22 protein-coding genes are annotated in these 23,072 nt (G+C 72.8%); 8 read left to right on the plus strand and 14 right to left on the minus strand.

The features are described 5' to 3' along the window. Positions 1-4: 4 nt before the first annotated feature. The gene (locus ABD875_RS04055) at positions 5-3,394 is read left to right on the plus strand and encodes an ATP-binding protein (RefSeq protein WP_345171465.1); all 3,390 of its coding nucleotides are present in this window, start codon (positions 5-7) and stop codon (positions 3,392-3,394) included. Here the strand turns inward: ABD875_RS04055 and ABD875_RS04060 are convergent. Continuing rightward, positions 3,391-4,104, minus strand: a complete 714-nt coding sequence (locus tag ABD875_RS04060) for a hemerythrin domain-containing protein (protein ID WP_345171467.1) — start codon at positions 4,102-4,104, stop codon at positions 3,391-3,393. The two genes, ABD875_RS04055 and ABD875_RS04060, sit on opposite strands and share 4 nt — an antisense overlap. Continuing rightward, positions 4,101-6,251 (minus strand): MMPL family transporter, encoded by a 2,151-nt coding sequence (locus tag ABD875_RS04065; protein WP_345171469.1) that lies wholly within the window; start codon positions 6,249-6,251, stop codon positions 4,101-4,103. The genes ABD875_RS04060 and ABD875_RS04065 overlap by 4 nt, the downstream gene beginning before the upstream one ends. A 129-nt stretch (positions 6,252-6,380) precedes the next feature. Here ABD875_RS04065 and ABD875_RS04070 point away from each other — a divergent pair, with 129 nt between their 5' ends. After that, positions 6,381-7,397, plus strand: coding sequence for an LLM class flavin-dependent oxidoreductase (locus ABD875_RS04070; protein WP_345171471.1), 1,017 nt, complete (start codon positions 6,381-6,383; stop codon positions 7,395-7,397). A gap of 26 nt (positions 7,398-7,423) precedes the next feature. Here the strand turns inward: ABD875_RS04070 and ABD875_RS22590 are convergent, their stop codons facing one another. Genes ABD875_RS22590 through ABD875_RS04080 form a run of 3 tightly spaced genes read right to left on the minus strand, consistent with a single transcriptional unit; the run spans position 7,424 to position 8,186 of the window. Continuing rightward, positions 7,424-7,597 carry a DUF5956 family protein gene (locus tag ABD875_RS22590; RefSeq protein ID WP_379187445.1) on the minus strand — a complete coding sequence of 58 codons (174 nt, stop codon included), beginning with the start codon at positions 7,595-7,597 and terminating at the stop codon, positions 7,424-7,426. Continuing rightward, positions 7,560-7,994: a hypothetical protein gene (locus ABD875_RS04075; protein ID WP_345171473.1), complete on the minus strand. Its 435-nt coding sequence runs from the start codon at positions 7,992-7,994 to the stop codon at positions 7,560-7,562. The genes ABD875_RS22590 and ABD875_RS04075 overlap by 38 nt, the downstream gene beginning before the upstream one ends. 60 nt (positions 7,995-8,054) lie before the next feature. Beyond that, a complete protein-coding gene (locus tag ABD875_RS04080; protein ID WP_345171475.1) occupies positions 8,055-8,186 on the minus strand; it encodes a hypothetical protein in 132 nt (43 codons plus the stop codon). 164 nt (positions 8,187-8,350) lie between these two features. Here ABD875_RS04080 and ABD875_RS04085 point away from each other — a divergent pair, with 164 nt between their 5' ends. Together ABD875_RS04085 and ABD875_RS04090 are read left to right on the plus strand one after the other, a co-directional pair. Beyond that, entirely contained in the window at positions 8,351-9,001 is a 651-nt protein-coding gene (locus ABD875_RS04085; protein WP_345171477.1) for a DUF2238 domain-containing protein, read from the plus strand. A 31-nt stretch (positions 9,002-9,032) separates the two neighbouring features. Beyond that, positions 9,033-11,387, plus strand: coding sequence for an ATP-binding cassette domain-containing protein (locus ABD875_RS04090; protein ID WP_345171479.1), 2,355 nt, complete (start codon positions 9,033-9,035; stop codon positions 11,385-11,387). Positions 11,388-11,449: 62 nt separating this feature from the next. Here ABD875_RS04090 and ABD875_RS04095 read toward each other — a convergent pair whose 3' ends face one another. Continuing rightward, the gene (locus ABD875_RS04095) at positions 11,450-11,827 is read right to left on the minus strand and encodes a hypothetical protein (RefSeq protein WP_345171481.1); all 378 of its coding nucleotides are present in this window, start codon (positions 11,825-11,827) and stop codon (positions 11,450-11,452) included. A 218-nt stretch (positions 11,828-12,045) separates the two neighbouring features. On the opposite strand from ABD875_RS04095, the gene ABD875_RS04100 reads away from it, so the two are divergent. Together ABD875_RS04100 and ABD875_RS04105 are read left to right on the plus strand one after the other, a co-directional pair. Further along, the gene (locus ABD875_RS04100; RefSeq protein ID WP_345171483.1) at positions 12,046-13,380 is read left to right on the plus strand and encodes a hypothetical protein; all 1,335 of its coding nucleotides are present in this window, start codon (positions 12,046-12,048) and stop codon (positions 13,378-13,380) included. Then, the gene (locus ABD875_RS04105; RefSeq protein ID WP_345171485.1) at positions 13,377-14,120 is read left to right on the plus strand and encodes a response regulator; all 744 of its coding nucleotides are present in this window, start codon (positions 13,377-13,379) and stop codon (positions 14,118-14,120) included. The genes ABD875_RS04100 and ABD875_RS04105 overlap by 4 nt, the downstream gene beginning before the upstream one ends. 3 nt (positions 14,121-14,123) lie before the next feature. Here the strand turns inward: ABD875_RS04105 and ABD875_RS04110 are convergent, their stop codons facing one another. The 4 genes from ABD875_RS04110 to ABD875_RS04125 are packed head-to-tail and all read right to left on the minus strand — an operon-like array spanning position 14,124 to position 19,257. Then, positions 14,124-14,597 carry a DUF427 domain-containing protein gene (locus ABD875_RS04110; protein WP_345171487.1) on the minus strand — a complete coding sequence of 158 codons (474 nt, stop codon included), beginning with the start codon at positions 14,595-14,597 and terminating at the stop codon, positions 14,124-14,126. A gap of 13 nt (positions 14,598-14,610) precedes the next feature. Further along, on the minus strand, positions 14,611-15,270 hold the full coding sequence (locus tag ABD875_RS04115) for an ABC transporter ATP-binding protein (protein ID WP_345171489.1): 660 nt from the start codon (positions 15,268-15,270) through the stop codon (positions 14,611-14,613). Beyond that, entirely contained in the window at positions 15,263-16,153 is an 891-nt protein-coding gene (locus ABD875_RS04120) for an ABC transporter ATP-binding protein (RefSeq protein WP_345171491.1), read from the minus strand. Before ABD875_RS04120 ends, ABD875_RS04115 begins: the two co-directional genes overlap by 8 nt. Beyond that, entirely contained in the window at positions 16,150-19,257 is a 3,108-nt protein-coding gene (locus ABD875_RS04125; RefSeq protein WP_345171493.1) for an FtsX-like permease family protein, read from the minus strand. The genes ABD875_RS04120 and ABD875_RS04125 overlap by 4 nt, the downstream gene beginning before the upstream one ends. Positions 19,258-19,338: 81 nt before the next feature. Here ABD875_RS04125 and ABD875_RS04130 point away from each other — a divergent pair, with 81 nt between their 5' ends. Both ABD875_RS04130 and ABD875_RS04135 read left to right on the plus strand, forming a co-directional pair. Beyond that, on the plus strand, positions 19,339-20,091 hold the full coding sequence (locus ABD875_RS04130) for an alpha/beta hydrolase family protein (protein WP_345171495.1): 753 nt from the start codon (positions 19,339-19,341) through the stop codon (positions 20,089-20,091). Then, positions 20,088-20,579 (plus strand): cupin domain-containing protein, encoded by a 492-nt coding sequence (locus tag ABD875_RS04135; RefSeq protein WP_345171497.1) that lies wholly within the window; start codon positions 20,088-20,090, stop codon positions 20,577-20,579. Before ABD875_RS04130 ends, ABD875_RS04135 begins: the two co-directional genes overlap by 4 nt. A gap of 13 nt (positions 20,580-20,592) precedes the next feature. On the opposite strand, the gene ABD875_RS04140 is transcribed toward ABD875_RS04135, so the two are convergent. The 4 genes from ABD875_RS04140 to ABD875_RS04155 all read right to left on the minus strand — a co-directional run bounded on the left by ABD875_RS04140 (position 20,593) and on the right by ABD875_RS04155 (position 23,043). Then, entirely contained in the window at positions 20,593-21,165 is a 573-nt protein-coding gene (locus ABD875_RS04140; RefSeq protein ID WP_345171500.1) for a GNAT family N-acetyltransferase, read from the minus strand. A 9-nt stretch (positions 21,166-21,174) separates the two neighbouring features. Beyond that, positions 21,175-21,840, minus strand: a complete 666-nt coding sequence (merB, locus tag ABD875_RS04145) for an organomercurial lyase (protein ID WP_345171502.1) — start codon at positions 21,838-21,840, stop codon at positions 21,175-21,177. A 61-nt stretch (positions 21,841-21,901) separates the two neighbouring features. Continuing rightward, positions 21,902-22,639 carry an inositol monophosphatase family protein gene (locus ABD875_RS04150; RefSeq protein ID WP_345171504.1) on the minus strand — a complete coding sequence of 246 codons (738 nt, stop codon included), beginning with the start codon at positions 22,637-22,639 and terminating at the stop codon, positions 21,902-21,904. Beyond that, on the minus strand, positions 22,636-23,043 hold the full coding sequence (locus ABD875_RS04155; protein WP_345171506.1) for a YjbQ family protein: 408 nt from the start codon (positions 23,041-23,043) through the stop codon (positions 22,636-22,638). The genes ABD875_RS04150 and ABD875_RS04155 overlap by 4 nt, the downstream gene beginning before the upstream one ends. Positions 23,044-23,072 lie beyond the last annotated feature (29 nt).

Here is a 23,072-nt window from a genome sequence, read left to right on the forward strand (position 1 = left end):
CGCCATGCGTATCGGCGTCCTGGGCACGACGAGTGCCTCCGACGACGCCGGACCCGTCAACCTGGGCGGGCTGAAGCAGCGCGCGCTGCTCGCGGTGCTCGCCCTGCACCGCGGCCGCGCGGTTCCCGCCGACACGATCGCGGACCTGATCTGGGACGGCAGTCCCCCGCCGGGCGTCTCCGGGACGCTGCAGGGGTACGTCGCCGGCCTGCGCCGGGCCCTCGAGCCCGACCGCAAGACCCGGGGCGGCGGGAACCTGCTGGTGACCGAGTCGCCCGGGTACGCGCTGCGCCTGGCCGACCAGGACCTCGACACCGCGGCGTTCGAGTCGGCCGTGTCGAACGCCCACACCCAGGTGGTGCCGCTCGCCGACGCGCTGTGCCGGGGCCGCGCGCTGCCGGCGGGGTCGCCCGACGCCACGGGGCTCACCGCGCTGCACCAGACGATCGACGAGGCGCTGGCGCTGTGGCGCGGCGTGCCGTTCGCGGACCTCGGCGATGCTCCGGCGGCGGAGGCGGAGCGGGCCCGGCTCGAGGAGCTGCGGGTGCTGGCCGTCGAGGACCGCGCCGCGCTCGGCATCCTGCTCGGGCTGCACGCGACCGTCGCCGCCGAGCTCGACGCGCTCACCCGGCAGCACCCGCTGCGGGAGCGGGCCTGGTCGCTGCGCGCGCTGGCGCTGGCCCGCTCCGGCCGGCAGGCCGACGCGCTCGCCGTGCTCCGGCAGGTGCGCGACGTGCTCGACGAGGAGCTCGGCCTCGAGCCCGGGCCGGAGCTGCGCGCGGTGCAGGCCGCCGTCCTCCGCCAGGAGACGGCCGCCACCGCCGAGCCGGCTCCGGCTCCCCCGGCGGCGCCCGGACGTGCGCCGGCCGACCCCGACGAGCACGCGCCCCTGCCGTTCCCGACGCTGTGGGGCTGGTCGCTGGCCGGACGCGACGACGAGCTCGCCGCACTGAGGGGCCTGGTGGACAGCGTCGTGGCCACGGGCGGGTCTCCCGCGTTCGCCGCGCTGACCGGCGATCCCGGCATCGGCAAGAGCCGGCTGACCATCGAGACCGCGGCGTACGCCGCCGAGCAGGGCATGACGATCGCGTGGGGCCGGTGCTCCCAGGACGACGGCGCCCCGGCGCTCTGGCCGTGGGCGACCGTCCTCGAGCGGCTCGGCTCCGAGCTCCCGAGCAGCGGGGACAGCGACGACAGCGGCGCGGCCTTCCGGGCCTGGGAGATCGTCGTCCAGCGCGTCCTCGCCGCGGCGACCGAGCAGCCGCTGATGCTGGTGATCGACGACCTGCACTGGGCCGACACCTCCAGCCTGCGGGTGCTGCGGCTGCTCACCGAGGCCGCGGTCTCCGAGGGCGGCGTCCGGCTGCTCGTGGTGACCACCTGGCGCGAGCACCCGCCGCCGCAGGGAGCGCTGGCCGAGGTCGCGGAGGCGCTGGGCCGCAAGCACGCCCTGCGGCTGCAGCTGCGCGGGATCTCCGCCGACGCGACCGCCCAGGTGTTCCAGCAGGTCTCCGAGACCGCGCCGACCGAGGCCGAGATCGAGGCGCTGCGCCGGCGTACCGAGGGCAACCCGTTCTTCCTCGTCGAGTACGCCCGGCTGGCCCGCGAGCGCGGCGACCTCGCCGCGCTGATGGCCGAGGCGCAGCCGCCCGCCGCCGTCCACGAGGTGCTGTCGCGGCGCCTCGCGCAGCTCGGGGACGACACCCGCGACGTGCTGCGCTCCGCGAGCGTGATCGGCCGGATCTTCGAGCTCGGCACCCTCGCCGGGACGGTCGGCTCCGACGAGGACGCTGTGCTCGACGCGCTCGACCCCGCGCTCGCCGCCGGCCTCGTCGACGAGGACGGCGTCGACCGGTTCCGCTTCACCCACGCGCTGGTGCGCGACACCGTGCTGAACTCGCTGCCGGAGTCCCGCCGCGCCCGCGTGCACGCCCGCGCCGCCACCGCGCTGACCGACCGGTCGGGACACGAGGCCGAGATCGCCCGGCACTGGCTGGCCGCCGGGCCACGCCACGCCCGCGACGCCTGGCGCGCCGCGCAGGCCGCGGCGCAGTCCGCGACCGCGGTCTACGCCTACGTCGAGGCGCTCGAGATGCTCGAGCACGCGCTGCGGACCCAGGAGGAGGACCTCATCTCCACCGAGCACGAGCGCTTCGAGATCCTCGCCGACCTCGCCGACGTGCTCCGCCGGGCCGGGCGGTGGATCGAGCTGCGCGGCGTCACCCACGAGGCGATCGAGGTCGCCGACGAGGCCGGTGACGTCGACCTGCTGGTCCGCGCCGGCGAGATGACCAGCATCGGCTCGCTGTGGACCCCGGCCGGCGGGGAGGTCGACGACCTCGTCGTCGATGCCCTGCGCCGCGCGCTCGACGGCCTGCCCGAGGGCGACGACCCGCGCCGGTGCCGGGTGATGCTCGCCCTGGCCGGCGAGATCTACTACGGCGCGACCGCCCAGGAGCGCGAGGCCCTGGCCGAGGAGGCCGTGGCGATGGCCCGGCGGCTCGGCGACAAGGAGCTCCTCATCGACGCGGCGCTCAAGGCGTCCATCGCGATCTGGAACCCGCACACCGCCGACCTGCGGCTGGAGCTGGCGGGCGAGGCGGCCACGCTCGCGCGCGAGCTCGGCGACCACGTGTGGCTGACGTCGGCGCTGACGCTGCAGGCGGTGGCCGCCGGCGAGCTCGGCGACATCGCCGTGCTGGACGAGTGCCTCGCGGCCGGTCGCGCGGAGGCCGACCGGGTCCGGCACGTCTACGCGCACCTGCTCCTCGACTCGATCGAGACCGCGTGGGCGGCGATGCGCGGGCAGTTCGACGAGGCCGCCAAGCACATCGAGCACCTGGCGGGGCTGGGCGAGCTGGTCTCGATCGTCGGGTACGACGAGTCGGTCGCGGGCGCCCTCCTGATGCAGGCCCTGTGGTCCGGCGAGCTGGAGGCCGTCGCCGACGGCGTCATCGCGCTGACCGAGAACGGCACGTTCCTGCCGCTCGCGACCTCCCGGCTGACCATGCTCTGCCGGGTCGGACGGATCGACGAGGCGCGCGCCTGGTACGCCGAGCACCGTGCCGAGGTCGAGAGCACCATCGACATCAACACCTGGTTCCTCACCATGGCGCTGTCGATGGGCGCGGAGGCCGCCTGCTACCTCGAGGACCGAGAGCTCGCGGCGACGACGTACGAGCGCCTGTCCGGCCTGGCCGGACGGCCGGCGTGCGCCGGGTCGGGGACCGTCGTCGGCCCGGTCGACATCTTCCTGGCGATGGCGGCGCACGCGACCGGCGAGGCCGAGCTGGCCGCCCGGCACGCCGACCGCGCGGTCGAGCTGTGCGAGACGTGGGACGTCCCGCTCGCGACCGACTGGGTCCGCCGCGAGCGGGAGCGGTGGGGGTTCTAGGCGTACCGGAACGCGCGGGCCTCGCGGCGGGCGAAGCGCCGGCGGGTCAGCAGCCAGATCATCCGGAAGCCCGTGTCGAGGTCCTCGAAGACCCGGTCGAGGACCTCCCGCGGGATGCAGTGCGCCACCCACGGGACCGCGCGAGCCGCGAACCGCAGCGAGGTGTCCTTGCCGATCTCACGCTCGATCTCGGCCCACTCCTCCGGGGTCACCAGGCGCTGGAGGATCGCGATCGCCGAGGTCTCCTCGTGCGCCAGGTGGCGGCGCAGCAGCTCGCGCGCCGCCGCGATGCGTACGGCGAGGGCCGCGCGGGCGTCCTCGTCGGCCTTGCGGGCGAGCCGCTGGAAGCCGGCCGCGCAGGCGGCGAGCCGCGGGTCGATCTCCTCGTGCTCGGCCTCCATGGCCTCCAGCACCACCACGTCCTCGGACGAGCCACGGCTCATCAGCGCCGGCCAGATCTGGTCGTCCTCCGCCGTGTGGTGCTTGTGCAGCACCTCGGTGAAGAGCTCCCAGCGCTGGGCCAGCAGGCGCCAGGTCCTGCGGTCGTCGACCGGCGTGTTGCGCACGGCCTCGGCGAACGCGTCGAGGTCGCGGCGGAACGCGTGGTGCATGAGGTACATCGTCTGCATGTCGAGCGGTCCCTCGGGGGCCGCCGCCTGGCCGGGCAGCCGGAGCTGCCGCGGCCAGGTGACGTCGTGACGCGTGCTCATCGAGAACCCGCCTCGACGGACTCGGTGCTGTCGAACTCGTCCCACACCCGGTCCGACTCGGTGTCGTGCTTCTCGGCCTCGATGGTGGGCAGGACCCGGTCGAGCCAGGCCGGAACCCACCAGTTCCACTTGCCGAGCAGCGTCATGGTGGCGGGGACCAGCACCATCCGGACGACGGTCGCGTCGAGGACGATCGCGACGGCCATGCCGAAGCCGAGCTGCTTGACCACGGTGTCGGCCTCCGTCGAGAAGCCGAGGAACACCACGACCATGATCGCGGCCGCCGACGAGATCACCCGGCCGGTCGCGGCCAGGCCGCGCTCGACGCTGGCGGTGGAGTCACCGGTCTTCAGCCAGAACTCCCGGATCCGGGAGAGGAGGAAGACCTCGTAGTCCATCGACAGGCCGAACAGGATCGCGAACATCAGGATCGGCAGCCAGCTCGACACCGGCACCGCGTGGTCGACACCCAGGAGGCTGCCGCCCCACCCGTTCTGGAAGACCAGCACGAGCACGCCGTACGCCGCGGTGATCGACAGCAGGTTCATCACCGCCGCCTTGATCGGCACGACGACCGAGCGGAACATCATCGCCAGCAGGATCACCGAGACGCCCACCACGAAGGTGACGACGACCCAGAGCCGGGCGTCGAGCAGGTCGACGATGTCGGAGAAGAACGGCGTCTGGCCGGTGACCTCGACCCCGTCGGGCACGGCGGCGCGGACGTCGGCCACCAGGCCGGGGATCTGCTCGTCCGCGGGGCCGTACGCCGGCTCGGCGGTGAACACGGCGAGCTCACCGTCGGGAGTGGTGACGGGCTCGGTGACCCGGACGATGCCCCGCACGTCGGCGACGGTCTCGGCCGCCGCGGCCGGGTCGGCCACCGAGGTCTCGACGACGACGGTGAACGGTCCGTTCGCGCCGGCGCCGAACTCGGCGTCGATCAGGTCGTAGGCCTGGCGCTGGGAGGTCGCCTCGCCGGCGCTGCTGCCGTCCTGCGGCCAGGTGCGCATGCCGAGGACGGGCGCGGCGAGCGCCAGCAGGAACAGCAGCGCGGCGAGTCCGAAGGCGACCGGTCGCTTGACCACACGCGAGGCCCAGCGGGCGGTGAGCGGGGTCTTCTCGATGCGGGTGGTCTTGTTCTTGCGGACCTTGCGCGGCTTCAGCTTGTTGCCGGCCAGGCCGCACAGGGCCGGGACGAGGGTGAGCGCCGCGGCGAGCACCGAGACGACGGCGATCGCGGTGGCGTAGCCGAACGTCGCGTAGACCGGGAGACCGCCGAGGTTGAGGCCCATCAGCGAGATCAGCACGGTGACCGAGGCGTACACGACCGAGCGGCCGGCGGTGGCCAGCGCCCGGCCGGCGGCCTCGTGCTTGTGCAGGCCCTGGCCGAGGAACTCGACGTGCCGGTTCACCAGCAGCAGGGCGTAGTCGATGCCGACCCCGAGGCCGACCATGGTGGCGATGGTCGGGGCGATCGTGCTCACGTCGGTGATGCCGGCGAGGAGGGTGACGCCCGCGGAGCCGACGGCGAGGCCGAGCAGGGCGACGGCGACGGGGAGGCCCGCCGCGACGACCGAGCCGAACGCGATCACCAGGATCACCAGTGCCGCGATCACGCCGGCCAGCTCGCCGGTGCCCTTCATGGTGGACTCGGTCTGGCTCGGCAGCTCGCCGCCGAGCTCGGCCTGGAGGCCGGCGTCGCGCAGCGGCTCGATGGCCGCCTCCATGGGGTCGTAGCCGTCCGCGCCGACGAGGTCCTCGTCGGTGGACGGGACGTCGTACTCCCATTCCACGAGGGCGGTGTCGCCGTCCTCGGAGATCCGGGGCACGCTCACGTAGGAGACGTGGTCGATGCGGGCGATGCGCTCGGTGAGCGCGGTCAGGTCGGCGGCGTCGAGCGCGGCGCCGCTCTCGTCGTGGACGACGGCCTGCGCAGTGGCGCCACCGCCGCCCGGGACGTGGGCGCGGAGCTGCTCGATGCCGGTCTGGGCACGCGCGCCGTCGACGTTGTAGTCGTCGTGGAAGGTGCCGCCGAGCGCCCCCGCCGCGACGAACGCGACGACGACCGCGGCGATCCAGGCGGAGATCGTCCGCCACGGGTGCGCCGCGGTGCTGCGACCGAGGCGGTAGAGGATGCGGTTCACGGTTGTGCTCCCTGTGAGGTCAGTTCGGGTCTGTGGGAGCAGACTGGCCGGGGGTACTTGAGCCCGACTGGGAAGCGACTTGGAGGCCGGATCCGGGAAGATTGAGCGTTCAATCGTCGTTGACCGGGCATGAAGAAGATCGGGTTCCTCTCGTTCGGGCACTGGACGCCGTCCCCGCAGTCGCAGACGCGGACCGCGGCGGACGCGCTGCTGCAGTCCATCGACCTGGCCGTCGCCGCCGAGGAGCTCGGCGTGGACGGCGCGTACTTCCGCGTGCACCACTTCGCGCGGCAGCTCGCCTCGCCGTTCCCGCTCCTCGCCGCGGTGGGCGCCCGCACCAGCCGGATCGAGATCGGCACCGGCGTGATCGACATGCGCTACGAGAACCCGCTGTACATGGCCGAGGACGCCGGCGCGGCCGACCTCATCTCCGGCGGGCGGCTCCAGCTCGGCGTGAGCCGCGGGTCACCGGAGCAGGTGATCGACGGCTTCCGGTACTTCGGCTACCAGCCCGCCGAGGGCACCGACCACGCCGACATGGCGCGCGAGCACACGCGCGTCTTCCTCGAGGTCACCCAGGGCAAGGGGTTCGCCGAGCCGAACCCGCGCCCGATGTTCCCCAACCCGCCGGGCCTGCTGCCGCTCGAGCCGCACTCCCCCGGTCTGCGCGACCGGATCTGGTGGGGCGCCGGCAGCCGCGCCACCGCCGAGTGGACCGCGGAGCAGGGCATGAACCTGATGAGCTCGACGCTGCTCACCGAGGACACCGGCGTCCCGTTCCACCAGCTCCAAGCCGAGCAGATCCAGCGGTTCCGTGATGCGTGGAAGGCGGCCGGCCACGAGCGGGAGCCGCGCGTCTCGGTCAGCCGCAGCATCTTCCCGGTCGTCAGCGACATGGATCGCGCCTACTTCGGCCACGAGTCGCGCAGCCAGGACCAGGTCGGCCACATCGACGGCGGCATCGCCCGCTTCGGCAAGACCTACGCCGGCGAGCCCGACCAGCTCGTGCAGGAGCTCGCCGAGGACGAGGCGATCGCCGCCGCCGACACCCTGCTGCTCACCGTCCCGAACCAGCTGGGCGTCGACTACAACGCCCACGTGCTGGAGAACGTGCTGAAGGTGGCCGTCGAGCTCGGCTGGCGCTAGCCGTAGCGCCTCTCCGCAACGGCTACCTAAACGAGGTCGCGGCGCGGTGTTGGCACGCCGGCCTCCGCCAGGAGCTCATCGGTCGTGTCATCGATGTAGGTCTGGTCTTCGTGAGTTAGCGCCGTGGTGAGCCTCAGGGTCCTGCCCGCGACGTGTTGAGCTCTACGCCCACGGCGGCTGGTGCCGACGCACGTAGTCACGTGCTCGCTGCATGGGGTCGCGCCAATAGTCGTGCGGCATGCGGTGGTGATGCTGGTCGCAGAAGTCGTCGAGAGTGACCGCTATTGCAACGCGTTCGAGTGGGTGGCCCTCGAACTCGGTATTGACCGTGAGCAGCTGTGGCTCTGGATTCCAGCCCGAGTGGTCGAAGGTCCAACCGTCCCAGGTCGCAAAGGTGTGGAAGACGTGCTGTTCGCCCTCGAAACGCACCGCTTCGATGCCGATGGACCGGGCGGGGTAGGTGTCGCGGCATGCCCACGCGAGCAGGTGGCAGGCTCCGGCAGCAAAGAACGCTTGGTCCGAGCGTTCCCATGCGACGCGTTGATCGGTTCGCTCGATCTCCGTCCTCCGGAACACTCCCGCGGCTTGAGCAGTCACGAGCAGGACGCTAGCCGGTGAGTCAGACAGGTCGGCATCAGCCGCAATCCGTGCGTACGGTCAACCGATGTGCGGCTGGGGTCGCAGTCCTTGAAGGAGTGCCTGCAACGCGATCGTCAGTCCGACCAATGCGAAGAACCCGAGCAGTAGGACGCCGGTGAACGACAGCGCACGCTCCAGATCCTTGCTCATTCACATGCGCGCGACTCTTCCGCGCTCGACGTCCTATCTCGGCGCACGCTGGTGAGGTCGAGGATCTGGTCCTCCGACATCTCCGGCGTCGTGATCTCAGGCATGTGACCAGGCGAACAGGCAGGACCGACCTCGAGGTCCGGTCCCCGGCATAGGGTCGGCAAGTGACAGAAGCAGTGGCGACCAGGGGTGATGCGCCCGGGTTCGCGCGCCCGCTCGACATCCTCGCGAAGGCCGGGCTGGTGCTGCTGCTCTGGGTCGCGATCGCCTACCCGGAGCTCGGCCACCTGCGCGGCAAGGGCGCGATGGCGCGCGCGATCGGCTACCCGGTCGTCGCCTTCCTCCTCCCCCTCACCTGGTGGCTGTTCTGGCGCGGCCGCGCCCCCTTCCCGTGGGTCGCGGACCTGCTGATCACCTCGACCTGCTTCAGCGACGTGCTCGGCAACCGGATGGACCTCTACGACACCGTCCGTTCGTTCGACGACTGGATGCACCTGATCAACCCGGGCCTGCTGACCGCTGCCGTCTTGATGATCAGCCTGCCGCGCAGCGCCACTCTGGGCGCCACGATCGAGCGGGCGCTCGCGTTCGGGATGACTGCGGCGGTTGCCTGGGAGCTCGCGGAGTACGTCGCGTTCCTCCGGATCTCCGGCGCCCGCCTGGACGCCTACGCCGACACCCTCGGCGACCTCGCTCTCGGTGGGGTCGGGGCGCTGATCTCCGCGGTGGTGGTCTGGCAGCTCAGCCGCACCGGCCGGCTCGTCGAACCACCTCTCCCCAGGGTCGACCGAGCGGGTCATCGTCTCGCCGCGTGAGCCGCATCCCTCCGCGGGTACCGGGGTGACCGTGACCACCACCCAGATCGACCACTTCGTCCGCGTTCGCGGGGCCAGCGAGCACAACCTCCGCCACGTCGACGTCGACATCCCCCGCGACGCGATGGTCGTGTTCACCGGGGTGTCGGGGTCGGGCAAGTCCTCGCTCGCCTTCGGCACGCTGTACGCCGAGGCGCAGCGCCGGTATTTCGAGTCGGTCGCGCCCTACGCCCGCCGGCTGCTGCAGCAGGTCGGCGCTCCGCACGTGCAGGAGATCACCGGCCTGCCGCCGGCGGTCGCGCTGCAGCAGCGCCGGGGCGCGCCGACGGCCCGGTCGTCCGTCGGCACCATCACGACGCTGTCCAACCTGCTGCGGATGCTCTACTCGCGCGCCGGCGAGTACCCGGAGGGCGCCGAGCGCCTGGCGGCCGAGGCGTTCTCCCCCAACACCGTGGCCGGCGCCTGCCCGCGCTGCCACGGCCTCGGGGTGGTGCACGACGTCACCGAGGAGCTGCTGGTCCCGGACCGTTCGCTCAGCATCCGCGAGGGCGCGATCGCGGCGTGGCCGGGCGCCTGGCAGGGCGCCAACCTGCGCAGCATCGTCATGGGCCTCGGCATCGACATCGACAAGCCGTGGAGCCGGCTGCGCAAGAAGGACCGCGACTGGCTGCTGTTCACCGACGAGCAGCCGTCGGTGCTCATCGAGCCTGAGCGCGACCGCGTCGATCACGGCTACTACGGGAAGTTCTGGAGCGCTCGCAAGCACGTCATGCACGTGCTCGCCGACTCCAAGAGCGAGCGGATGCGCGAGCGCGCGCTGCGGTTCGTCGTGGACGCCCCCTGCCCCGACTGCCACGGCAGCGGGCTGCGGCCCGAGGCTCTCGCGGTGACGTATGCCGGCCTCTCGATCGCCGACGTCAACGCGCTGCCCCTCACCGAGGTCGCCGACGTGTTGCGGAAGCCCGACGAGGACGACGAGGTCGCGGTCCGCATCTCAGCCGACCTCGTCGCCCGCATCGAGGTGCTGCTCGACCTCGGCCTCGGCTACCTCAGCCTCGGCCGGCCGTCGACGACGCTCTCCCCGGGTGAGGCGCAGCGGCTTCGGATCGCCACCCAGCTGCGCTCCGGGCTGTTCGGCGTCGTCTACGTCCTGGACGAGCCGTCCGCCGGCCTGCATCCCGCCGACGCCGAGCCCCTGCTCGACGTGCTCGACCACCTGAAGGCGTCCGGCAACTCCCTGTTCGTCGTCGAGCACGACCTGTCCGTCGTACGCCGCGCCGACTGGGTGGTCGACATCGGCCCGGGCGCGGGCGCAGCCGGTGGCCGGGTTCTCTACAGCGGCCCCGTCGCGGGCCTCGAGGACGTCGCCGAGTCGGCCACCGGCGCCCACCTGTTCGGCCGCGCCGAGCGGCTCGAGCACGACGTGCGCGACCCGCAGGGATGGCTGCGGCTGTCCGGCGTCACCCGCCACAACCTGCAGGACCTGTCGGTCGACATCCCGCTCTGCGTGCTGACCGCGGTCACCGGCGTCTCCGGGTCGGGCAAGTCCACGTTGGTCAGCCAGGTGCTCGCCGAGGACCCGACCGCGCTCGACTCCTTCGACCGTCTCGTCGTGGTCGACCAGCGGCCGATCGGCCGCACGCCGCGGTCGAACCTCGCGACGTACACCGGCATGTTCGACGCCGTACGCCGCCTCTACGCCGGCACCGACGAGGCGCAGGCCCGCGGGTACGACGCGGGCCGCTTCTCGTTCAACGTCGCCGGCGGGCGCTGCGAGACCTGCCAGGGCGAGGGGTTCGTCGCGGTGGAGCTGCTGTTCCTCCCGGGCACCTACGCGCCGTGCCCGACGTGTCACGGGGCGCGGTACAACGACGAGACGCTCGAGATCACCTACCGGGACGCGACGATCGCCGAGGTGCTCGCACTGTCCGTGGACGACGCGGCGGTGTTCCTGTCCGACGTACCGGCCGCCGCCCGGAGCCTCGAGACCCTGCGCGACGTCGGGCTCGGCTACCTCCACCTCGGTCACCCGGCCACCGAGCTGAGCGGTGGCGAGGCACAGCGCATCAAGCTGGCCACCGAGCTCCAGCGCGCGCGTCGCGGCCATGCGTTGTACCTGCTCGACGAGCCCACGTCCGGGCTGCACCCCGCGGACACCGCCCTGCTGCTGCGCCAGCTCCACCGGCTCGTCGACGCCGGCAACACCGTCGTCCTGGTCGAGCACGACCTGGACGCGATCGCCACCGCCGACTGGGTGGTCGACCTCGGCCCCGGCGGCGGGGACGCGGGTGGCCGGGTCGTCGCGACCGGTACGCCGGCCGAGATCGCGCGGGCCGACGGGAGCGCCACCGCGCCGTACCTGGCTCGCCGGCTGGCGGGCGCGTGACCGGACGCGAACATCCCCGGGGCCGACGGTCGTCCCCGGGGATGCTGCTCGACAGAGCGCGCCTACCAGGCGCCCCTGCAGATGCTGTTCGCCGCCCAGCCCTGGCCCAGCCGCTTCAGCTCCTTGCAGATCGCGGTCTTCTGGGTCAACCACGCGCGGTAGAACATGCCGCCGACCGCGATCACTCGCGGCCCCCACGTGATGATGGCGACCGCGACGACGGCGACGACCGCCGGCCAGGCCTTGAGCTTGACGTCGCCGTCGGCGACCGACGACTCCACGGCGCCCTGGAGACTGACCGACTCCACAGCTGCGACGTCCACCGCCTCCTGGGACATCGCCCTGCCTCCCACACCCACGACGACGACCAACGCCATCGCGAGCGCCAGGAGCTTGGTGGTCCGCACGACCAGCTGGGCCGTGCCTGCGTACTTCGACATGACTTCTCCTCTCCCCGATCGTGCGGCCGGAGGTCCGGACCGGCCGACTGACTCATCCCTCGTCTTGATCGTGGAGGCCCCGGCCGGCGAACGACGTCCCAAATGGGACGCGCTTGCGCGGCGGCCTGTGTTGCGGTTGGCGGGTGAACAACCCGCGCCCAGCAGGCGATGAGGCAGTACGCCGGACAGGTCGCGCAGCAACGGCCACAATGCTGCGCGTGCTCGAGTCCTCAGTGGGGTCCCAGCGAAGCGAGTTCGCCTACAACACGGCGATCGAGCGCGTCGGCGACCTGGGGCTGCGAGCCGCGCTGTTCCGGCACACCCTCCTCATCGTGATCGCCGCCTGCCTCGTCGTCGCCGCCGACGGGGGCAGCGGGCCGCTCCCCTGGCTGCCGTGGGTGTTCGTCGCGATCGCGGCGCTGGGTGCCTACGTCTCGATGACCACCAACTGGTTCCAGATGACCGAGGTCGAGCCGACGAACCGGGTGGCGCGGCTCGCGCTCGAGGTCACCCGCAGCGGACGCGGGGAGATGCTTCCCGCGGACATCGCCGGCTGGATCGAGTTCGCCTCCTACTGGACCCTCGCCGTGATCGGCCCGTACCTGCTCGTCGACGCAGCTCCGGCGGTCCGGCTCGTCGTCCTCGGCAGCGCCATGGCGTACGTCGCCAGCTGCCTGGTCGCCATCCTGACCGACCCCGCGTTCTACAACCCTCACTCCGGCTGGAGCTCACCGGCAGCACATCGCGCGGTCGTGCTGGCCGACTCCGGCCGCGCGATCGGTGGACCGGTCGCCGCGCTGATCGCCTACCTGGTCTGCGTCCCGTTCGCGTCCTGGCCGGGTGACACAGAGCTGATCGCCACCGTGCTGTGCGCCGGGTTGGCCGGCATCCAGCTCCGGATCCGCGAGGTGGACCGCATCTACTCCTTCGGCTCCGTCGCCGCACGCTTCGCCGCGCTCGACTCCCGCAAGGAGTACGGCGGCGCTGCCCATCGCCTGATCGGTGACCCCGTCCGAGAGCTCGAGGTCGCGCTCAAGAACGCCGGCGACGGCGTGCCCGACGAGGTCCACGAGTCGTTCGCGTACCTCTCCGGAGGCTTCTCCGACTACATGGCGCTCGAGTCGCGCCCCGACAAGGACTTCGCGTGGCCCGGCCTCCTCGAGGCATACCTGGAGAGGCTGGCCGGTCGGACCAAGTTCCATCCCGAGCTGGTGCTGAACACCGAGCTGTCCGCGGTCGACCAACGCATCGCGCACGACGTCCTGCACAACCTCGCGTCGAACGCCGTGGCGAGCGGACCCACCACCGGCACCATGACCGTCGAGCGCGACGGCGCCTTCGTCGTGGTGACGAGCACCGACGACGGTGCGCCCGTCCACGAACGTTCGTGGATGCGGGCCGACGGTGGCCTGCAGCGTCTCGACCGGACGCTCCGCCGGACCCTCCCGAGACGGAACACCCCGTGCGGCGTCCGGGTCGTCGGTACCGGTGAGCACGGTCCGAAGGTCATCGAGGCACGCTGGCGCGCCACCGAGCAGCAGGGCACGTCATGATCGCGGGCCCACGTGTGCTCGTGGTCGAGGACCACGCCCGCCTCCGGCACGGCTTCCAGCACGCCTTCGCGGACTCGTGTGACTTCGTCACGAGCTACGGCGCGCTCGTCAATGCCGACCCACCGGAGGGCGGCTGGGACTACGCGTTCGTCGACTTCAACCTCGGCCCCGGCAGCCGCTTCAGCGGGCTGTCGGTGCTGCGTCACCTGCAGCTCGCCTCCCCGAGGACCCGCACCATCGTGTACACGCAGATGGAGGAACCGGGGCGCGAGATGTTCGCAGTCGCCGCCCGCCTCTGGTTCGACGCGTGGGGGATCGTCGCCAAGGGTGACGACAGCGACGAGGTCCTCGCCAGGATCAAGATCGGCGAGAACCCCACCCCTGCGCTCTGGATCGAGGCGTGGAAGACCGGTGCCCGAACGCTCGACCCGCTGTTCCCCGACGCCACGTGGACCGCGTACTGGCAGGCCGCCTGCGAGTACCACGGGCAAGCCGCGATGATGGCGGACCGGCTCGGCCTGAGGTACAAGCGCGACCTGGACCGGACCTACACGGCGCGGGCGAAGATCGTCGGCAACGACTTCGCGAGCCAGTTCCAGGCCCGTCGCAACCCCTTCGACTTCGACAACCGCAGCAACGCCGTCCAGATCGGCGCCTTCGCCCACCTGAACGCGCCGTTCTTCCTGGCCCCCGACCTCCCCGACATCGTGGCCCACGTCATGCCGTGGAGACGCGGCTGACTCCTACCAGCCGCGGGTGCCTGGAGCTCCCTTGAACGGCCCGGTCACCCTGCTGGTGATCCAGCCGCCGTAGAAGCCGCCCTCCTGAGCGACGACCGTCTCGCCGTCGACCGAGCACCGCTCCATCCGGTCGGGGTAGAACGCGACGTGGCCGACGAGCGCCTCGAAGCCCGCCGCGGGTCGCGGGTAGTGCCATGCCGAGCGCGGGAGCAGCCGGCCGCCCGGACCGACCACGTCGAAGTACGACGCGGTGCCCTTGAACTCGCACCACGTCGTGCCCGGGACGGCCCGGAGCAGTCCGGCCGCGACGGCGTCCTGGGGGACGTAGTACACCGGCGGGTGGCTGGTCTCCAGCACGCGGAGCGAGCGCCGGGTGTCCACCACGACCTCCCCGTCGAGCTCGATGACCACGTGCTCCTCCGACGGGACCACGACCGGCGGCCGGGGGTAGTCCCACACGGACTCGGTGTCGCTCATGGGTCCAGTGTGGTCACCCGGTCAACGGCCGGCGCCACTGCGCGACACCGGCGTCGAGGTGCAGCTCGGCGTCGGTCTGCTCGGCGGCCTCGGGGTCGTGGGTCGCCATCACCACGATCGCGCCGCGGATCGCCTCGACGCGCAGCGCGGCCACCGCCTTCTCGCGGTTGGCCGCGTCGAGGTCGCTGGTCGGCTCGTCGGCGAGCAGGACGTCGGCCCGCGCGGCCAGCGCCCGCGCGATCGCGACCCGCTGCTGCTGACCGCCGGAGAGCTCCTCGATCAGGTGGTTGCCGGACTCCTCGAGCCCGACCGCGGCCAACGCCTCCTCGGTGCGCCGGTGCGCCTCCTCGGCGTCGACACCCTGGCTGAGCAGTGGCACGACGATGTTCTCGGCCGCGGTGAGCGAGGACGCCAGCCCGTTGCCCTGCGGCACCACGACCACCCCGAGGCCGGCCGCCTGCTCCCGGTCGACGAGCGCGGTGCCACCGAGGTGGACCGAGCCGCCGGTCGGACGCAGAGCACCGGCGAGCGCCCAGAGCAGCGTGGACTTCCCGGCACCGGACGGGCCGGTGACCGAGACCAGCTGACCGGGCCGGACGGTGAGGTCCAGCGGCTGCAGCGCGACCAGGTCGTCGTACGTCACCGCCAGCGCCTCGGCGCGGAGGTCATTCATCGACGTTCTCCTCGGCTATCAGGACGTAGCTGCCCTCGGCGTCGTCCTCGGTGCGGTGGAAGCGGACCAGCGTGCCGGGCAGCAGGTCCTCGCGCACGTGCAGCGGCAGTGGCAGGAACCCGTCGGGGGTGACCACGGCGTACTCCTCGCCGCTGCGGCCCTCTCCCCCGACCCGGCCGTCGCGGATCGTCACGGTGCGCGGCAGGAAGGCCGCCACGTCGGGGTCGTGGGTCACGATGACGACGGTGGTGCCGAGCTCGCGGTTGGCGTCGGCGATCGACGCGAGCACGCGGTCGCGCGCGGCGTGGTCGAGCTGGCTGGTGGGCTCGTCGGCGAGCAGCAGACCAGGCCGCGACGCCATCGCGACCGCGAGCGCGGCGAGCTGGCGGTGACCGGGCGTCAGCGTCGCCAGCGGCGTGTGCGCGTCTACGTCGAGACCGACGCCGGCGAGCACCTCCTCGGGCTCGGGCAGGTCCTTGCCGGCCTTGCGCGCGGCGCCCTGGGCGAAGCGAACGTTCTCGTACGGCGTGTAGTACGGCAGCAGGTTGCGGCTCGCGCCCTGCAGCATCAGCGCGACGTCCTTCGCGCGCATCTCGTCGAGCTGGCGCGGCGTGGCTGCCGACAGCTCGATCCCGCCGACGTGCACCTTGCCGGCGCTGGGCTTGAACACGCCCGCGAGCAGGCTGAGCAGCGTCGACTTGCCGGCTCCGGAGGGACCGAGCAGGCCGATCATCTCGCCCGGCGCGACGTCGAGGTCGACGCCGGAGAGCGCCGCGACCTCGTGGCCCTCGGAGCGGTAGATGTGCACCAGCCGGCGGGTGCTGACGCGGGTGCCGTGCGTGCTCGCCTGCCTGCTCGCCTGCCTGCTCGCCTGCGTGGTCATAGCGTCTCCCGGAGCCGTCGGATGTCGGAGCGTCTGGCGAGCGCGCGGCCGATCAGCACGCTGCCGAGGCCGAGCACGACGAGCGCGCCGACCGTGGCGACGACGACGCCCACCCACGCGGTGCCGAGGTCGAGCGTCGACACCTCGGGAGCCTCGGCGAACAGCGGCACGATCGGCAGCGCGAGGTGGGCGCCGACCAGGCCGGCGACCGCTCCGGCGACCACGCCGACCACCACCGCCGGCAGCTGCGCGGCGACCGCCATCGCCCCGATCGACCGGGACGGGACGCCGCTCATCCGCAGTGCCGCCAGGTCGCGGGTGCGGAACCGCCAGCTGCTGGCCGCACTGACCACCAGCACCAGCAGCGCGATCACGAGCGCGGCGGCGCCGATCAGGGCGGCGAGCTGCAGGCTCCACGCGGCCGTCGACTCGTCGTACTCCTGACGCACGCCGGCCAGCGTCGTGGTCCCGGAGACGTCGACGCCCTGTCGGTCGAGCGCCTCGGTGACCTCGGCGAGCAGTGCCTCGTCGTCCTCGGCGAACCACAGCTCGATCACCGCCGACGAGGTGATCGCGCTGCCCCGCTCGACCAGGTCGAGGTTCACGACCGCGGTGTCGGGTGGCGAGGCCGGCACCCGCTCGAGCGTCGCGACCCGGGCCGCGTCGCTCACCTCGCCGTCGATGTTGACGAGCGAGAACCCGTTGTCGTCGCTGCCCGGCGGCAGCTCGCCCGCGACCAGCGCGGGCACGGTGCCGGGCAGCCACACCTGCGACATCGTCAGCTGGGAGGCGCCCTCGCCGTGCACCTCGATCGTCAGCTGCTCGGGGTCCTCCGACGACGGGCTCACGGTGCCGTCGACCGGGTCGTCCAGCCCCGCCCAGAGGTACGCCGGCCCGAGCGCGACCGGCTCGGTCCCGGTGTCGGACAGACCCACGAGGTTGCGGAACGTCGCACTGCCGTCGATGGTCGCGCCGGGCAGCGTGCGCAGCCAGACGCCGGTGACGTAGCAGCCCTCGCGGCACCCGACCGGGACCTCGACGTGGGTGTGGTCGGCCGGACCGTCGAGCTCGCCGAGCAGCACCTGCAGCGTCTCCCCACGCTCGTTGACCACCTCGAGGCCGAGCTGCACGGGATGCGGCTCGCCGTCGAGGCGCTCGGAGCGCAAGGTCGCGTCGTCGATGTCGACGGCGAGGCTGCTGCCGGTGAGCTCGATCGGCTGGGCGTCAGGGACCGCGATCCGCTCCCACAGGGCCGGGTCCGGCGCCCCGCCGGGGAACAGCGCAACGTGCTGGAACTGGCTCGGGACGACCGCCAGCGTGCCGGACGCGTCCTTGCCGGGCGGGACCAGGCGGACCACCGGGGTGACCCGCTCACCGTCGGGGTCGACCTCGGTGAGCGCGGTACGCACGGCGGCGAGGTCCGGACCGACCACGTCGACGACCAGCGCGGCGCCCGCGCCCTGCTCGGAGGCGGAGGCGCGGTTGCGGTCACCGACCAGCAGCGCGTCCGCGGAGAACACCGCGAGCGCCGAGGCCAGCGTGACGATCGCGACGATCCGCCGGGTGGCCGGGCTGCGGGCGGCGTCCAGGAAGCTCACGCCCGCACGGACCTTCCCGTTGCGGAGCATCCGCCGGCCCGCGATCGCCGCTGTCGGGGTCGTCAGGTGCGCCAGCACCATGCCCACCACGATCGCGAGCAGCCCGGGCGCGGCCAGCGCGATCGGACCGTCCAGACCGCCGGTCGCGAACAGCACCACGACCGAGCCGGCGCCGGCGATGACCAGCGCCTCGGCGACCCCGAGGGCGAAGCCGGCCGGGCGCGGCGGCACCCGCCGCAGCAGCGTCTCGACCGGCTCGCGGGAGACCCGCAGCACGGCCAGCACCGTGACCGCGGTGAGCACCGCGGCCGCGAGCCCGACCGCGGCGAGGAGCGGGACGCCGAGCTCGAACGGCGCCTCGCCCGGCAGCACCGACGTACGGGCCAGGGCGACGCCGCCGACGGCGAGCAGCACACCGGGCACGACACCGGCGAGCGTGACGGGCAGCAGCTCGCCGAGCAGCAATCGGCGTGCGCCCTGTCGCCCGCGGCCGCGCAGGCGGGCCAGGGCGACCTCGGGGCGCCGCTGCTCGGTGACCGCGAGCAGCACCAGCCAGAGCACGACCACGGCGAGCAGGCCGAGCTGGGCCATCAGCAGCGGCACGGTGACCCGGGACTGCTCGGTCTGCTCGCGGATCTCGTCGGCGATGTCGGGCAGGCCGGAGTAGACCTCGACCGAGACGCCGTTGGCGGGGTCGCGCCGGGCGTCGTCCTTGAGGTGCTCGATCTCGGAACCGAGGGCGAGCACGTCGTCGACACCGACCGCGGCGGGGTCCAGGGGGTAGCCGACCGTGGACGCCTGGCTCGGCAGGGGCGGCACCTCGGAGGAGTCGAACGTGCCGCGCTCGGTGAGCCAGATGTCGTGCTGGACGTGCGGCGGCGGCGTCGAGTCGACCGCACCGGACAGGCCGGTCAGGTTGAGGCCGAACCAGTAGTCGTCGCGCTGCTGCTCGTAGATCCCGGTGACCACCAGCGGCACGCTCGGCACCACGGTCCGCCGGGCCAGGTCGCGCGGGATGCCGGCGACGCGGACCGTGTCGCCCACGCCCAGCCCGAAGTTCTCGACGTCGGCCTCGCTGATCGCGATCTCGCCGGTCGCGTCGGGACACGAGCCCTCGACCATCGTGACGTGCTCGCACTGGCCCGCACGCCAGATCAGCTGGCCGCGCGGGTCGGAGGACCGGCCGGGTTCGGAGATCACGAGCGCGGAGTAGCCGAGGACCGGATCGGCGTACGCGTCGCGCAGGTCCTCGGGGAGCTTGGCGGCGACGACCTCGGGAGTGGGCGGGTCGGTGTCGTTGTGGGTGGCGAAGGTGAAGCCGCCCAGCTGCGTCGTACCCGTCATCTGCAGGCCGGCGACGGACGCCGGCGTCCGGGCGATCGAGATGTCGGTCAGCGCCTGGCGCATGGCCCGGTCGTACAAGGGTGCGAACGCCGCGCACGCGGTGATCAGCGCCGCCAGCGTGGCGATCGCCACGGCCTGGAACGGCCGGTACCTCAGCCTCATCCCACCCTCTCCCGGTCACACAACCGCGCCACTCTCTCATCCGTACGCTGTGACCCCGCCGTTGGTTGCAGGATCGTGACCGTGAGTGATCCGGAGAGGAACCAGATGCCGCAGACCGTCGTGGTCGAGGAGGCCACGCTCGACGACCAACCACCCGCCCTGCTGGTCCGCCCCGCGGCGCCGGGAGAGGGTCCTGTGCCGGCCGTGCTGTGGCTGCACTGGCTCGGCCACAACCGCAGCGACCGCACCCAGTTCCTCCCCGAGGCGCACCGGCTGGCCCAGCAGGGCGTGGTGTCGCTGCTGCCGCAGGGCGTCTTCCCGTGGCTCGAGGACCCGGCCGGCGACGGGACCGACCGCGACGCGGTCGCGCGACAGGCCCGGCGTACGCGTGCGGCGTACGACCACCTGGCCGGGCTGCCCGGGGTCGACCGGATCGCCGTGGCCGCCCACGACTACGGCGCGATGTTCGGGCTCACGCTGCGTGACGTGCCCGTCCACGCGATGGTCGTCGCCGCGCCGGACGCGACGTGGGACCACTGGTTCCGGAAGTACTGGCACGGCGACGCGGATCTCGGCGCGGCCTACGCCGAGCAGTTCGCGGAGTTCGACCCGCTGGCGGGCGCGGCCCTGCGGCAGGACGTGCTGCTGCTGCAGTGGGCCGAGAAGGACGAGTACGTCGAGCCGAGCGTGCGCGACCTCTACGCGGCCGCGGCACCGCGGGCGGCGTCGACCGTGCACGAGCGCTACGACCACCAGCTCGGCGACCGCGTCATCGCCGAGCGGCTCGCGTTCCTCGAGCGAGCGCTGCTCGGTCCGGGTACGGTGACGGCGTGAGCTATCCCCCGCCGACGTACCACGCCGACGGCGGCGAGCCGACCGCGTGGCTGCGGCGATCGGACCACCCCGCCGAGCTCGACCTCCGGCACGGTGGCGCCGCCCACTTCCTCGCGACCGGCGCGTCCACGAGCGGGCGTTTCGGGCTCTACCGCTGGGACATGGGCCCGCGCGCCGGCGGACCCGACCCGCACTTCCACCGCACCATGAGCGAGTCGTTCTTCATCCTGTCCGGCACCGTCATGCTCCACGACGGGACCGACTGGAGAGCCACCGGCGCGGGCGACTTCGCGCACGTCCCGGAGGGCGGGATCCACGGGTTCCGCAACGAGTCCGACGAGCCCGCGTCGATGCTGATCCTGTTCGCGCCCGGCGCGCCCCGCGAGGCCTACTTCACCGGCCTGGTCGAGCTCGGCGAGGGCCGCTGGAAGCCGACCGAGCAGGAGCTCGCGGACTTCTTCGTCGAGCACGACAACCACTTCATCTGAGCTCGGCTGCGGGTCAGCCGCCGAGCTGGGCGAGCAGTGGGTCGCGCAGGCCCACGCAGTCGAGGGACCAGAACGGCTCGCAGTAGACCAGCGCCCCGGTCATCCACTCCTCGTGGCCGGGGAGCAGCACCACCTGGAACGCCGGCGCCGGGATCCGCGCCGACGGAGCGGTGAAGCCCAGCCCTCCGGCCGCGGACCACCCGCGGGCGCTGTAGAACCCGGGGCCGCCCTCGAGGAACACCGCCGGAGCGCCGAGCCGCGCTGCCTCGTCGACCGCGGCCCGGAGCAGCGCGCTGCCGATCCCCCGGCCGTGGTGGGCGGGCGCGACCGACAGCGGGCTGAGGACCAGCACCTCGACGAGCGCCCGGCGGGCGTCGACCCACGACCGGCTCAGCTGGACGTGGCCGACGACCTCGCCGCCGGCCTCGGCGACCAGGCTGGCCCGGGTGCTCCCGGTCTCGTCCAGCACGGAGACGAGCCGGGCCACCGTCGGCCCCTCGTCCGGCCCGAACGCGTCGGCCACCAGGCGCTGGACGGCGGCGGAGTCGGCGGGCTCGGCAGGTCGGATGCTCGGGTTCGCGTTCACGCCGCGACTCTAGAGCCCCCAGAACTCCCCGCTCAGGCCCTTCGCCGCGAAGTACTTCGTGGCCAGGACCGGGTCACGCCTCCTGTACGGCGTGTCCAGCCGCCCGTCGTACCAGTGCTCGGCGAGGCGCCAGAGCGTGGCGATGTCGGTGGTGGCGCCGAGCTCGTGGCCGGTCCGCGCGAGCCAGTCGTCGAGGCACCGGTCCGAGCAGAAGATCCGCTGGTTCTCGCAGGTGAAGATGACGTCGTCCCAGAGCTTCGCCATCGGCACCAGGAAGTGCACGACCTGGTCGCCGGCCGGGGGCCCGGTGCGGTCGACCAGCCAGGAGTGCGCGGCACCGCACGCCGGACAGGTCGTCGCGACCACGGCCCACGGCTCCTTGTCCACGATGTGCGGGATCGAGAAGGAGTCGATCGCGCAGCTGCCCCACCACAGCGTGCGCTCGCCCATGACCGAGAAGCCGAAGCTGCGGGTCGCGAACGGGAACGCCAGCACGATCGTGCCGTTGGCGTCGATCACCAGGTGGCGATCGGCGGCGAGGTTGTCGAGGCCGTCCCACACCCACTCCTCGGGCACCCCCAGCGTGTCCGCGGCGTCCGCGACCGACGGCAGCCGACCGGTGTTCGCGATCTCGCGGTAGAAGAACAGCCGGATCCCCTCGTACAGCTCAACCATGGCCGATCCGCCTTTCCCCACCCAGGTCGTCCCACCCGACTTCTACCCTGTGTGGAAGCGGTCACACAACCGGTCGAAGGTCACCAATCAGCCCCAGCAGCACCCGGTGGGTCACGGCGTCGCCTGCCGCGAGCACGCCGCGGCCGGCGCCCACGTCCGTGCCGTCCAGGGCGCTGACGTGACATCCCGCGGCGCGGCACAGCGCGATGCCGGCGCTGAAGTGCTCGTTGTCGCGCATGTCGCCATCGGCGACGTACGCCGCGCGGCGGCCGACCGCGACCCAGGCGAGGGCGAGCGACGTCGACGTCACCCGCGCACCGAACCGGGCGCGGAAGTCCGGGCTGCTGAGCAGCGGGCCGAAGTCGCGGTGGTCGAGGTCCACGTCGACCAGGCCGGACGCCGTGCTCGGCGCGAGGACGTCGTCGGTCGCGAACACCTCGCCGGCGACGGGGTCGGCGACCGCGGCAGCGACGATCCCGTCGGGCGTCCGCAGCGCGACGTTGACGGCCATCAGCGGCGTCGCCGCCGCGAAGTTCTTCGTGCCGCAGAGCGGGTCGACCAGCCACGCACGACCGGTGTCCACGCCGGTCAGGCCGGTCTCCTCGCCGAGAACGGCGTCCTCGGGTCGAGCCGAGCGGAGTACGTCGAGGATCGCCCGCTCCGCGTCGAGGTCGGCCCGCGTTGCGAAGTCCGTCGTCGACTTCGCGAACCGCTCGACGGGCCGGCCGTACAGCTCGCGGATCACGGCGGCGCCCGCCTCGGCGGCCGCCCGCGCCACCGCGACGTCGGAGGCACTCATGCGCCGCGCAGGAACGAGAACCGCACGTCGCGGTCGTGGTTGTCGACGTTCAGGTCGACCAGGCACACGCTCTGCCAGGTCCCGAGCGCGAGCCGTCCACCGAGCACGGGCACGGTCGCGTAGGGCGGGATCAGCGCCGGCATCACGTGCGAGCGGCCGTGGCCGCGGCTGCCGTGGGCGTGCCGCCACCGGTCGTCGGCGGGGAGCAGGTCCGCGAGCGCGGCGAGCAGGTCGTCGTCACTGCCCGCACCGGTCTCGAGGATGGCGATGCCTGCGGTCGCATGGGGCACGAAGAGGTGCAGCAGCCCGTCCCCGAACCCGGAGACGTACTCCCGGCAGTCGTCGGTCAGGTCGAGCACGACCTCGCGGTCGCCGGTGCGATAGTGCCGGATCTCGGAGTCCACGGGCCGATCGTGCCACGGCCCCATGGACT

It is taken from the genome of Nocardioides caricicola (assembly GCF_039541135.1).
Taxonomy (GTDB): Bacteria; Actinomycetota; Actinomycetes; order Propionibacteriales; family Nocardioidaceae; genus Nocardioides; species Nocardioides caricicola.

Bases quoted from the DNA above. Each gene is read 5' to 3' on its own strand.
- ABD875_RS04070 (WP_345171471.1), top strand. From the start codon at position 6,381: ATGAAGAAGATCGGGTTCCTCTCGTTCGGGCACTGGACGCCGTCCCCG.
- ABD875_RS04115 (WP_345171489.1), bottom strand. From the start codon at position 15,270: ATGAATGACCTCCGCGCCGAGGCGCTGGCGGTGACGTACGACGACCTG.
- ABD875_RS04150 (WP_345171504.1), bottom strand. From the start codon at position 22,639: ATGAGTGCCTCCGACGTCGCGGTGGCGCGGGCGGCCGCCGAGGCGGGC.
- ABD875_RS04055 (WP_345171465.1), top strand. From the start codon at position 5: ATGCGTATCGGCGTCCTGGGCACGACGAGTGCCTCCGACGACGCCGGA.
- ABD875_RS04060 (WP_345171467.1), bottom strand. From the start codon at position 4,104: ATGAGCACGCGTCACGACGTCACCTGGCCGCGGCAGCTCCGGCTGCCC.
- merB (WP_345171502.1), bottom strand. From the start codon at position 21,840: ATGGTTGAGCTGTACGAGGGGATCCGGCTGTTCTTCTACCGCGAGATC.
- ABD875_RS04095 (WP_345171481.1), bottom strand. From the start codon at position 11,827: ATGTCGAAGTACGCAGGCACGGCCCAGCTGGTCGTGCGGACCACCAAG.
- ABD875_RS04120 (WP_345171491.1), bottom strand. From the start codon at position 16,153: ATGACCACGCAGGCGAGCAGGCAGGCGAGCAGGCAGGCGAGCACGCAC.
- ABD875_RS04110 (WP_345171487.1), bottom strand. From the start codon at position 14,597: ATGAGCGACACCGAGTCCGTGTGGGACTACCCCCGGCCGCCGGTCGTG.
- ABD875_RS04080 (WP_345171475.1), bottom strand. From the start codon at position 8,186: ATGAGCAAGGATCTGGAGCGTGCGCTGTCGTTCACCGGCGTCCTACTG.
- ABD875_RS04105 (WP_345171485.1), top strand. From the start codon at position 13,377: ATGATCGCGGGCCCACGTGTGCTCGTGGTCGAGGACCACGCCCGCCTC.
- ABD875_RS04125 (WP_345171493.1), bottom strand. From the start codon at position 19,257: ATGAGGCTGAGGTACCGGCCGTTCCAGGCCGTGGCGATCGCCACGCTG.